8 protein-coding genes and 1 tRNA gene are annotated in these 12,097 nt (G+C 58.1%); 2 read left to right on the top strand and 7 right to left on the bottom strand.

What is annotated here, in order from left to right:
• Positions 1-129: 129 nt before the first annotated feature.
• The 3 genes from topA to fadB all read right to left on the bottom strand — a co-directional run bounded on the left by topA (position 130) and on the right by fadB (position 6,374).
• Complete coding sequence (gene topA, locus ACQUTG_RS06370; protein ID WP_428918606.1) at positions 130-2,769, bottom strand: type I DNA topoisomerase; 2,640 nt, start codon at positions 2,767-2,769, stop codon at positions 130-132.
• A 249-nt stretch (positions 2,770-3,018) separates the two neighbouring features.
• Positions 3,019-4,194, bottom strand: a complete 1,176-nt coding sequence (gene fadA / locus ACQUTG_RS06365; protein WP_428918605.1) for an acetyl-CoA C-acyltransferase FadA — start codon at positions 4,192-4,194, stop codon at positions 3,019-3,021.
• Between the two features lie 32 nt (positions 4,195-4,226).
• Complete coding sequence (gene fadB / locus ACQUTG_RS06360; RefSeq protein WP_428918604.1) at positions 4,227-6,374, bottom strand: fatty acid oxidation complex subunit alpha FadB; 2,148 nt, start codon at positions 6,372-6,374, stop codon at positions 4,227-4,229.
• Between the two features lie 315 nt (positions 6,375-6,689).
• On the opposite strand from fadB, the gene ACQUTG_RS06355 reads away from it, so the two are divergent.
• Together ACQUTG_RS06355 and ACQUTG_RS06350 are read left to right on the top strand one after the other, a co-directional pair.
• Positions 6,690-7,511: a hypothetical protein gene (locus ACQUTG_RS06355; RefSeq protein ID WP_428918603.1), complete on the top strand. Its 822-nt coding sequence runs from the start codon at positions 6,690-6,692 to the stop codon at positions 7,509-7,511.
• 150 nt (positions 7,512-7,661) lie between these two features.
• On the top strand, positions 7,662-8,093 hold the full coding sequence (locus tag ACQUTG_RS06350; RefSeq protein ID WP_428918602.1) for a universal stress protein: 432 nt from the start codon (positions 7,662-7,664) through the stop codon (positions 8,091-8,093).
• Between the two features lie 52 nt (positions 8,094-8,145).
• On the opposite strand, the gene ACQUTG_RS06345 is transcribed toward ACQUTG_RS06350, so the two are convergent.
• The 4 genes from ACQUTG_RS06345 to ACQUTG_RS06330 all read right to left on the bottom strand — a co-directional run bounded on the left by ACQUTG_RS06345 (position 8,146) and on the right by ACQUTG_RS06330 (position 11,966).
• The gene (locus tag ACQUTG_RS06345; protein ID WP_428918601.1) at positions 8,146-10,089 is read right to left on the bottom strand and encodes an ATP-binding cassette domain-containing protein; all 1,944 of its coding nucleotides are present in this window, start codon (positions 10,087-10,089) and stop codon (positions 8,146-8,148) included.
• A 2-nt stretch (positions 10,090-10,091) separates the two neighbouring features.
• Positions 10,092-10,892, bottom strand: coding sequence for an MOSC domain-containing protein (locus ACQUTG_RS06340; protein ID WP_428918600.1), 801 nt, complete (start codon positions 10,890-10,892; stop codon positions 10,092-10,094).
• Between the two features lie 133 nt (positions 10,893-11,025).
• Positions 11,026-11,101 (bottom strand) — tRNA-Gly (locus tag ACQUTG_RS06335).
• A gap of 142 nt (positions 11,102-11,243) precedes the next feature.
• On the bottom strand, positions 11,244-11,966 hold the full coding sequence (locus ACQUTG_RS06330) for a murein L,D-transpeptidase catalytic domain family protein (protein WP_428918599.1): 723 nt from the start codon (positions 11,964-11,966) through the stop codon (positions 11,244-11,246).
• Between the last annotated feature and the right edge of the window lie 131 nt (positions 11,967-12,097).

Raw genomic sequence — 12,097 nt, 5'->3', positions numbered from 1 at the left:
TTGACCTTAAGTTGGGGTCAGATGAACAAGTTCATCAGACCCCTGAGCAGACCTTAAGTTGGGGTCAGATGAACGGAGTTCATCAGACCCCTGAGCATGAGACCCCGGCCTGGCAGTTTCCCCGGCAGTTTACTTACCCTTCTCCCGCGGCTGCCATTTGCCGTTGACGTACCAGGCGGACCAGCCGGTGGCTTTGCCATCCTTCTCGGACATGACGTACTGCTCTTTCGATTTCCGGCTGTAGCGGATCACCGTGGGGTTGCCTTCGGGGTCGGTTTCCGGGGCATCCATGAGGTAATCGTATTTCGGATCGATTTCCTTGCGGTGCGGTTTGATTTCCTTCACCAGTGGCGGGCGGGTTTCCCGGTTTTTGGGGAACTTGCTGGCCGCCAGGAACAGGCCGGAGGCGCCGTCACGGAGCACGTAGGTGTCGTCCACTTTCTGGCACTGGAGCTCGGGCATGGGAACCGGGTCCATCTTGGGGGGTGCCGGCTCGCCGTTCTTGAGCAGTTTCCGGGTGTTCTTGCAGTCCGGGTTGGTGCAACCGAAATATTTGCCGAAGCGGCCGGTCTTGAGCTGCATCTCGGAGCCGCACTTGTCGCACTCCAGGGTCGGGCCGTCGTAGCCCTTGATGCGGAAGGTGCCCTCCTCGACCTCGTAACCGGAACAGTCGGGGTTGTTACCACACACGTGCAGCTTGCGCTTCTCGTCGATCAGGTAGCTGTCCATGGCGGTGCCACACTTGGGGCAGCGACGCTTCTTGCGCAGCAGGCGGGTTTCGCCCTCGCCTTCCACGTCCTCGTCGGCACTGACCACCTCGTCGCCCGGAATCAGGTTGATGGTGGTCTTGCAGCGTTCCTTGGGCGGCAGTGAATAGCCCGAGCAACCGAGGAACACGCCGGTGCTGGCCACCCGGATCTGCATGTTGCGGCCGCAGGACGGGCACGGAATATCGGTTTCCGTGGGGGTGTTGGCACGCATGCCGCCTTCGGCTTTTTCCGCGGATTCCAGCTGTTGCCGGAACCGGGCATAGAAATCATTGAGGACCTGTTTCCAGTCCTCATCGCCCTCGGCGATCTCGTCCAGCTCGTCTTCCATGCGGGCGGTGAAATCAAAATCCATCAGGTTCGGGAAGGACTCGGACAAGCGTTCGGTGACGATCTCACCCATTTTTTCCGCGTAGAACCGCCGGTTCTGCAGGCGCACGTAACCGCGATCCTGGATGGTGGAGATGATCGAGGCATAGGTGGACGGCCGGCCAATGCCCTGCTTTTCCAGCTCTTTTACCAGGCTCGCTTCGGTGTAACGCGGTGCCGGCTTGGTGAAATGCTGGCTCGGGTCGAGCTTTTTCAGATCCAGGGTTTCGTTGACCTGGATATCCGGCAGCGCCACATCCTCGTCTTTCTTGCTGGACTGGGGGGCAGCCTTGAGGAAGCCGTCAAACTTGACGATGCGACCACGGGTGCGGAGCTCATAGCCATCGTTCGCCACCACGATGGACGTGCTCAGGAACTCGGCATCGGCCATCTGGCAGGCAATGAACTGGCGCCAGATCAGGTCGTAGAGCTTCTCTGCGTCTTTTTCCAGACCGGTAATATCGGACGGACGACGGCTCACCTCGGTCGGACGAATCGCCTCGTGGGCCTCCTGGGCGCCTTCCTTGCTGCCATAGACCCGGGGCTTCTCGGGCAGGTACTTGTCCCCGAACTGCTTCTTGACGAACTCCCGGCAACTGGAGACCGCGTCCTGACTCAGGTTGGTGGAGTCGGTACGCATGTAGGTAATGAAACCCGCCTCGTACAGGCGCTGGGCCAGCATCATGGTTTTCTTGACGCTGAACCCCATGCGATTACTTGCCGCCTGCTGCAGCGTCGAGGTAATAAAGGGAGCAGACGGGCGTGACCGGGTCGGCTTGTCTTCCCGCTTGGCGACCTTGAAGCCACCTTCCTTCAGGCGCGCAACGTGCTCGTTGCTCTGGGTTTCATTGACCGGCCGGTAGGGCTGATCGTTGTACCGGGTCACCTCGAAGCGCACCGGATCCTTCGCGCCTTCTGGCGCCAGATCCGCGTGTAACTGCCAAAACTCTTCCGGGATGAACTTGCGGATTTCCCGCTCCCGCTCGACGATCAGGCGCACGGCCACCGACTGGACCCGGCCGGCGGACAGGCCGCGGGCAATCTTGGCCCATAGCAGCGGCGACACCATGTAACCTACAACCCGGTCCAGGAACCGGCGGGCCTGCTGTGCATTCACCCGGTTCCGGTCCAGATTCCCCGGATCCTTGAATGCCTCCTGGATGGCGCGCTTGGTGATCTCGTTGAAGACCACGCGCCGGTATTTATCGGAATCGCCGCCAATCGTCTCCTGCAAGTGCCAGGCAATCGCCTCCCCTTCGCGGTCCAAATCCGTTGCCAGGTAGATGTGGTCGGCGGACTTGGCCAGGCGCTTGAGTTCACTGACCACCTTTTCCTTGCCGGGAAGGATCTCGTAGCGGGCCTGCCAGTCGTGGTCCGGGTCGACCCCCATGCGGGCTACCAGCTGCTCACGGGCCTTGCGCTTCTTGTGCTCGGCCTTCTCTTCAGGACTCATCTTGCGGGTCAGCGCTGCCTGGCGCGCCCGTTCTTTGGGGTCGGTCTGGGAGCCACTGCCGCTTACCGGCAGGTCCCGGATGTGCCCCACGCTGGACTTAACGATGTAGTCGGAGCCCAGGTACTTGTTGATGGTCTTCGCTTTCGCTGGCGACTCGACAATTACGAGACTTTTACCCATATCGGAGATCTGTTTCCTTGGCGACAAATCGGTCAAATATTCAGCAAACCGTAAACTCGCTGTAAAATCAGGCGGCTAGAAAACACGCAGGAGCCGCCATTCTGTATAGGCTCACTGTTTTACAGGGTCAAGATTGGCAAGACAACCCATTCTTTATTTTCTTGGGGGCTTTTTTCACAACTCACAAACAGCGAGGCCCGGCAGTTGCCGGGCCTCCTGTTCACAGAGCGATCAGTTCCGTGACCGGAATCAGATACGCTCCCACACAGTGGCAATGCCCTGCCCCAGGCCGATACACATGGTGGAAACACCAAGCTTACCGCCTTTGGCCTGCATGACATTCAGCAGTGTGGTGGAGATGCGGGCACCGGAGCAGCCCAGCGGATGGCCCAGGGCAATCGCGCCGCCGTTCAGGTTCACCTTCTCTTCCATAACACCCAGCAGTTTCAGGTCTTTCAGAACCGGCAGCGACTGCCCAGCGAAGGCCTCGTTCAGTTCCCAGAAGTCGATATCTTCAACTTTCAGGCCTGCACGCTTCAGTGCCTTCTTGGTGGCCGGCACGGGGCCATAACCCATGATTGCGGGATCACAGCCAGCCACGGCCATGCTGCGGATCCTGGCAATCGGGGTCAGGCCCAGAGCTTCTGCCCGCTCAGCGGACATCAGCACCATGGCAGAAGCGCCGTCGGTCAGCTGGGAAGAAGTACCGGCAGTTACGGTACCGTTCTTCGGATCAAACGCCGGACGCAGCTGGCCGAGGGATTCAACCGTAGTTTCCGGGCGAATGGTCTCGTCTTCCTCGATCAGCTTCACAAAGCCGTTCTCGTCGTGGCCTTCGATGGGCACGATTTCATTCTTGAAGCGGCCTTCAACGGTGGCTTCATGGGCCAGGCGATGGGAACGGGCACCGAACTCATCCTGCTGCTCACGGGTGATACCGTGCATCTTCGCCAGCATTTCCGCAGTCAGGCCCATCATGTTGGAGGCCTTGGCGGAGTACTTGGACGCAGCCGGGTTGTGGTCGAAACCTTCGGTCATGGGAACGTGGCCCATGTGCTCGACACCACCAACCATGAACATGTCACCGTTGCCAGTCTGGATCGCCTGGGCGGCAGTGTGAATGGCGCTCATGGCGGAGCCACACAGACGGTTCACGGTCTGGGCTGCGGACTCGTGCGGGATACGGGTCAGCAGGGAAATCTGCCGGGCCACGTTAAAGCCCTGCTCCTTGGTCTGGTTTACACAGCCCCAGATCACATCTTCCACTTCTTTCGGATCGAGCTTCGGGTTGCGCTCAAACAGTGCTTCGATCAGCGCAGCCGACAGGGTCTCGGCACGTACGTTGCGGAAACAGCCGTTTTTGGCACGACCCATCGGAGTCCGCACGCAATCGACGACGACAACGTCTCTCGGATTAAGGCTCATAGATCTTTCTCCGTTCGGAAATCTCGTTAGGGTTAGCCAAAGAACTTCTTGCCGGTCTTGGCCATTTCACGCAGCTTCTCGGTCGGCGCGTACAGCGGGCCAAGATCTGCGTACTTGTCTGCCAGTTCGACGAACTTGTCGACACCCATGTCGTCGATGTAGCGCAGAGCACCACCACGGAACGGAGGGAAACCGATACCGTAGATCAGGCCCATATCTGCATCGGCCGGGTCTTCAACAATGTTGTCTTCCAGGCAGCGAACGGTTTCCAGGCACAGGGGGATCATCATACGGGCAATGATTTCTTCCTCGTCGAAGTCCTTGCTGCCTTTAACCACAGGCTCGATGAGCTTGTAGGTTTCTTCGTCGACAACCTTCTTCGGCTTGCCCTTTTTGTCTTCTTCGTAGCGATAGAAGCCCTTGTCGTTCTTCTGGCCGTAACGGTCGTTCTCGAACATCACGTCGATGGCGGACTTGAAGTCGGCCTTCATGCGATCCGGGAAGCCGTCTGCCATGACTTCGTTGGCGTGCCTGGCGGTGTCCATGCCTACTACGTCGAGCAGGTAGGCCGGGCCCATGGGCCAGCCGAACTTCTCCATGACCTTGTCGATCTTCTGGAAATCGGCGCCGTCACGCACCAGCGCGGCAAAACCACCGAAGTACGGGAACAGAACACGGTTAACCAGGAAGCCCGGGCAATCGTTGACCACGATCGGCGTCTTGCCCATGGCCTTGGCATAGGCAACGGTGGTCGCGATAGCACGGTCACTGGTCTTCTCGCCACGGATAACCTCGACCAGCGGCATCATGTGCACCGGGTTGAAGAAGTGCATGCCACAGAAGTTCTCCGGACGCTTCAGGTTCTTGGCCAGAAGGTTGATGGAGATGGTGGAGGTGTTGGAGGTCAGGATGGTGTCCTCGCGAACTGCGTCTTCGGTCTCGCGCAGAACCGCATCTTTCACCTTCGGGTTTTCAACAACTGCCTCAACAACCAGGTCTACGCTCTTGAAATCACCGTAGTTCAGGGTCGGCGTGATGTTGTTCAGGACGTCGCCCATCTTGTCGGCGTTCATCTTGCCCTTGGCAACACGCTTGGACAGCAGCTTCTTGGCTTCATTCAGGCCCAGCTTGATGCCGTCCTGATTGATGTCCTTCATGATGATCGGCGTGCCTTTCAGTGCGGACTGGAATGCCACACCGCCACCCATGATACCGGCGCCAAGTACGGCGGCCAGGTTCACATCAGAGGCTTCCTTCTCCCAGGCACTGGCCTTCTTCTTCAGGGCCTGGTCGTTCAGGAACAGGCCGACCAGACACGCGGCGACGTTGGTCTTGGCCATCTTGGCGAAGCCCTTGGCTTCCACTTCGATCGCCTTGTCGCGGGTCAGACTGGCATGCTTCTGCATGGTCTTGATGGCTTCCACCGGCGCCGGGTAGTTCTTGCCGGCCTTGCCGGCCACGAACGCCTTGGAGATCTCGAACGCCATCATGCTTTCCATGGCGTTGAGCTTGACCTTGCCCTTCTTCTCTTCCCGGCGAGCCATGTGGTCCAGCTTGCCTTCGTTGCACTGGTTGATGATGGCAATAGCAGCATCCACCAGTTTGTCAGCCTCAATGACCGCATCCACAGCGCCGGTCTTCAGAGCGGCATCGGCACGGTTCTCGGTACCACCGGAAATCCACTCAACGGCATTGTCCACGCCAACCAGACGGGACAGACGCACGGTGCCGCCAAAGCCCGGGAAGATGCCCAGCTTGACTTCCGGCAGACCTACCTTGGCCTTCGGGGCCATAACCCGGTAGTCGGTTGCCAGACACATTTCAAAACCACCACCCAGCGCGATACCGTTGATGGCGGTAACGGTCGGGACCGGCAGGTCCTCAATCGCGTTGAATACTTCGTTAGCCTTGAGGTTGTTGGCCACGAGGTCTTCCTCGGAACCGGCAAACAGCTCGGTGAACTCGGTGATATCCGCACCGACAATGAAGCTGTCCTTGGAGCTGGTGACTACCAGGCCCTTCAGATTCTTCTGGGACTTGAGTGCTTCGGCTGCGGCACCAAGCTCTTCAATGGTGAGACGGTTGAACTTGTTGACTGACTCGCCCTGCAAGTCAAAGTCCAACTGAGCGATCCCGCCTTCGATCTCTTTAACCGTGATGGCTTTACCTTCGTAAATCATCAACTGATCTCCAGTCTGTGTTTGGAACTGCTGACAGCCACCGGAACGTATCCTTCCCGGTGGCCGCCCGTGCAGCGAGATTTCGGTCACTGCCCGATCTTCCGATCCAAAAATTCATACAGTCGTTTGAATCGTGAGGGCACACGATGAAAAAAAACCAAGCGTTTGTCAATTTGTTTCTTGCTGAAGGCGTGTAAATTCACAATTGCAGCCTTCCCTGTCGGCAAAAGCGCTTGATTGGCCAGAATAGTTAATTTACCTTCGAAGTACGACTTTGGTCGACAATAACAACACAGTATTACGGAGAGTTATCCGATGAAAGACGCCCGCCTGCGATTTGTATCCCTTGCTATCGGCCTGATCGCGCTTGCGATTGCGTCCCTGGGTGCTAAAGCCCAGGAAACCTCCGGCAGCTTCCTGTCTGATCTGCACGACTTCCGAATCAGCAATTACATGGCCCTGGATGCCTACTACCGCTTCAGCGGGACCGGAGATACAGAAACCCTGAATGAAATCGTTGTCGGCATCAACTCCGCCAACGACGCTATGAACAACCTCAGCCAGAGCACGGCCGGCGTGCTCTCCGATGATCAGCTCGAGTCTCTCAACCAGGAGTTTGACAAGTTCAAGGCCCTGATGCGGGACAACATCAACGATGTGCGCAATCGCGGTTACCCGGACCTGCGGTTGGTCTCAGACATGGCAAACCAGGCTCTCACCATGAACAACATGGCCACGGAGCTATACGCAATCGCCCAGGAAAGCAGTGAAACCGATACCAACCCGCGGCTGGAAGCGGCACGCATGGCCGCGGTCAAAATGGCCCAGATGATGGCCAAGTACTCGGTGCGGAGCAACTCAGCCGTCACCCAGACCTTCCAGGGCTCGGACACCGAGACCTCGCTCGACGAACAGGCCATGGAGTTCGATCAGTTGCTGGCAACCGTCAGGAAAGGTCCGGCCCAGGGCGAACTCAAGACCCTGCTGGACGACATCAGCTCAAAATGGCAGTTCATCCGGGGCTCTTACATCAACTACAACGAGAATAATGTCGGCTTTGTGATCGACCGATACTCAAAGGGCATTCTCAACAGCCTGGCAACCACCATTGACCTGCTGCAAAATTCCGCTTCCTGATCGACCACCGACCGCTGACGGGGTGTAATTCCCCGTCAGGCTTCATTTTTTCCTGCCTCTGTATTGATACCTGTCAGTTTCCCGCTACACTCTTTCGGTTAGATTTGGACTACTATTTCCTATGTAAGCCCGATGCGAAGGAGTGATGCGATGTCCGCCTACAAAAAGATGCTCGTTGCCATTGACCTGACGGAAGAAGCTCCGCAGGTACTCAACAAGGCAAAAGCGATCAGCAGCGCCCATGGCGCCGAACTGATGCTCGTACACGTTGTTGAACCGGTGGGCTATGCCTATGGCGGCGACATTCCCATGGACCTGACCGAGCTTCAGGATCAGCTGGACAAGGCTGCCAAGGAGCAGCTGGGCAAATACGGGGATGAATACGGTGTAGGGAAAGAGAACCAGGTCGTTACCGTGGGTCGGCCGGAATCCGAGATCCATCGGCTGGCGAAAGAACAGGATGTGGACCTGGTCATTGTCGGCAGCCACGGACGCAAAGGTTTTCAGTTGCTGCTTGGCTCGACTGCCAACGGCGTCCTCCACGGCACCGAATGTGACGTTCTGGCGGTGCGGATTCACTGATCCGTAGAAGCCTGAAAAGGGAGGGCGGCCGATGCAGCCGCCCTCGTTCCATTTACTGGCCAGCCTGCTCTTCGAGCTCCATCCAGCGTTCGATGGTCTGTTCCAGGCTTTGCTCCGCCTCCGTCAGTTTCTGCAGGGTAGCCGCGACTTCCTCGGCTGGCCCGGCGTAGAAATCGGATCCTGAAATGGTTTCCTGCAGCTCAGCCACCTCCTGTTCGAGCGCTTCAATCCTGGCAGGGAGCTGCTCCAGCTCCAGCTTGAGCTTGTAACTTAGCTTGGCGGGTTTCGCCCTGGGTGCCGCCGGACCAGCGGAAGCTTTTTCGCTGCCGGAATCCGCACTGGCCGGTTCCACCGCTTTTGACTGCTTATCCTGCTTATCTGGTCGGTTACCGCCCTGCTCCGAGGGAAACCGACCTCCCTGACGACGCCAGTCCGAGTATCCCCCCACGTATTCCCTAACCTTGCCGGTGCCGTCCAGGAAGATGGTCTCGGTAACCACGTTATCCAGGAATTCACGGTCGTGACTGATTACGATGACGGTGCCCTTGAACTCCGCCAACTGCTCTTCCAGCAGCTCGAGGGTTTCCACATCCAGGTCATTCGTAGGCTCATCCAGCACCAGGATATTGGCCGGTTTACTGAACAGCTTGGCGAGAAGCAGACGGGCCCGTTCGCCACCGGAGAACACGCGAACCGGAGACCTTGCCCGCTCCGGAGTAAACAGGAACTCCTGCAGGTAACCCAAAACGTGCTTGCTCTGGCCGTTGATTTCAATGAATTCCCGCCCCTCGGACAGGTTATCCAGGGCGTTGCGCTCCAGATCAAGCTCACCGCGCAACTGATCGAAATACGCCACTTCCAGATTCGTGCCGAGACGGATGGTTCCGTCTGTTGGCTTGAGATCACCGAGCAGCAAACGTACCAGGGTTGTCTTTCCTGTGCCGTTTTCACCGACCAGACCGATCTTGTCACCCCGGAGGATGGTCAGCTCCATGTCCCGGATTACCTTGGTGCCATCAGGATAAGCGAATCCAGCGTCGCGGGCTTCCACCACCAGCTTGCCGGAACGGTCAGCCTGCTCCACGGCGAAGCTGGCGGTTCCACCCCGAACCCGGCGCTGACGGTGCTCTTCCCGCATGGCCTTGAGTGCCCGCACGCGCCCCATGTTACGGGTCCGGCGCGCCTTGATGCCCTGGCGAATCCACGCTTCTTCCTGTTTGAGCCGCTTGTCAAACAGTGCATTCTGGCGTTCTTCTTCCTCCAGTGCTTTTTCCTTGAGCTCCAGGTAGCGATCGTAGGTCGCCGCAAAGCTGACCAGCTTGCCGCGATCCAGCTCAACAATCCGGGTTGCCATACGGCGGATGAAGGCCCGGTCATGGCTGACGAACAACATGGCTCCGCGGAACTGGGACAACGCCTCCTCGAGCCATGCAATGGCGGGCACATCCAGATGGTTCGTCGGCTCATCCAGGAGCAGGATGTCGGGCTCGGCCACCAGGGCCCGCGCCAACAGTACACGGCGCTGCCAGCCCCCGGAAAGCGTGTTCAGACGCCGGTCAGGATCGATGCCGTATTGCCCGAGAATGGTGGTGACCTTCTGGTCCAGGCGCCAACCGTCCAGTGCCTCGAGACGCTCCTGCACCTTTGTCATTTTCTCCAGGCTGGCTTCGTCAGCCTGCTGCGAGAGCCGATGAAATTCGGCCAGCAACTCCCCGGTTTCCGGGAAAGCGCCGGAAACCACATCATAGGCGGTTCGGGCGTCGTCAGACGGCAGGTTCTGTGGTAACACCGCCAGTACGGCACCGTCATCCAGGCGCACGGTGCCGCCGTCCGGAGTGACTTCGCCACTGACGATCTTCAGCAGGGTGGACTTGCCCTCACCGTTACGACCCAGCAGGCACACACGCTCACCGGCTTCGATCACCACTGAGGCATGATCGAGCAGAGGGTGCATACCGTAGGCAAGGGAAACCGAATCCAGAGTTAACAAAGGCACGTTCAGGTATTCTCCGTTTTGATAATGCTTACAGGGTCACCGACACTTACGCTGCCGGGCTGGTCGTGAATGGCATTCATGCCAAAGATGACGCCCTCGCCGGTACGACGGTACCCTGAGAGTGTCCGAAGCGGCTGGGCTGAGGGTTCTTTTACACCCCGATCCGGATCAACGGTGGTCATGATACAGCGGGAACAGGGCTTTACCAGCCGAAACCGGCGGGCGCCGATTTGCAGCTCGCGCCAGCCATCTTCAGCCCAGGGCTCGGCCCCTTCAACCACGATATTGGGTCGGAACCGGCGCATTGTGACCGGCTGCTCGAGCCGGCTGTTCAGTTCTTCCAGCGATGCAAGGTTCGTTATCAGGAATGGAAAGCCGTCTGCAAATCCGACCCGGCGATATTCACCGACCCGATCCGCATCGACCCGGCGGAAGGTCTCATCCGCCATGTATACAAACCGGAAAGACTGGCCGCAGAAGCGGGACAGCGCTTCGTTGGCTTCCGATTCTCCCAGCCGGGCCTTTACCCAGTCACGCCAGACCAACACGGGGACCGACTCATCGGTTGATTGAAGTCGAAAGACGCCCTCCCCCGGAATATCCACTTCGACATGGCCCTCCGAAAACCGGGCCTGGATCCGTGCCAACTGGGGATAGCTGCGCTGGGTAACGAAACGACGCTCTTCATCCACGATCATCCATCGCCGATCCCCTGCCGGCCCGAAATCATCCATATCAAAGGAATCAACCTGGATGCCGGCCAGCGATTTCACCGGATAGACATAAAGCGAATGGATTCTCATGCTGAGCGCCTCCCGTCCTGAGAAGAATTGGGTATGGCTGCCGAGTATAACCGAGAGGTGGTTCGGGCGCTGCGACTGACCGTGGCCCTGAAACGAAGAAACCCGGCTTTTTTCAAAGCCGGGTTTCGAAATCTGGAGCGGGAAACGAGATTCGAACTCGCGACCCCAACCTTGGCAAGGTTGTGCTCTACCAACTGAGCTATTCCCGCATTGCTGAACGGTTATTGCCGTCAACGGAGGCGTATTCTACGGATCAGACTCCGGCCGTCAACCTCTTTTTTCAAATTTTTTTACAGGAGCGGGAAGATTGCTCAAACGCCATGCAATTCGTTGAATTTTCAGGCAGGGAGATCAACTCTGCCCTGCCTCGTTGCCGGCGGCGGCAGCCATCTGGGTATCCTCACAATGCAGGAAACTCGAACTCTGCAACCACTGCTGATCAGGATAATACTTGAAGACGAGCTGGCCACCCTTGAGATTGTCGACCACCTCTTCAATGATCTGGTTATCCACGGCCGGGCAACCCAGACTGCGGCCGATACGGCCGTACTGATCCACCCAGCTATCACTCACATAGTCCGCTCCATGAATCACAATGGCACGCTGACGGGCATGATCATTCACACCCGGCTCCAGGCCATCCAGGCGCAAGGAGTACCCGTGCTTGCCATAGTAGGACTCACTGGCGCGAAACAGACCGATACTGGACATGTTACTGCCCTCGACATTCGAGAACGCGGTGGAGCGGAAGTTGCCGGATTTACGACCATGGGCCACCAGGTCTCTGAGCACAAGATCACCGCTACGGACATCGAAGATCCACATCCGCTCCTCGCTGGACGGCAGGGAAAAGTCGATGACGGCGAGTCGCTCGGGCATTGCCACGCCGCTGCCGATCGCGCATCGGGATGCGTTGACTGCCATGGAGAGCACCTGCGGATCGAGCCGGGGCGCGGACTGGGCCATACGTTCGAGGAGGCTGTCATCAAGCGTTTCTGACTGAGCCTGCAGGCTCGCGATCGCCATCAGTGGCAAACACAGGGACAAAGCAATGTCCCGACTGCATTTCAGCATCTTCAATCACCGTAACAAAATGAGGGGCAAATCCGGCTGATGTGCTGGCCGGATTACCTGAATTCTGGCTCATTCTATCAGGACCAAATGAGATGCCGGTCTAATCGTACACTTTTTATACAAAACGGTAA

This window comes from Marinobacter sp. DUT-1 (assembly GCF_050379415.1).
GTDB lineage: Bacteria > Pseudomonadota > Gammaproteobacteria > Pseudomonadales > Oleiphilaceae > Marinobacter.
This window is presented reverse-complemented; position numbering and strand designations above follow the sequence as displayed.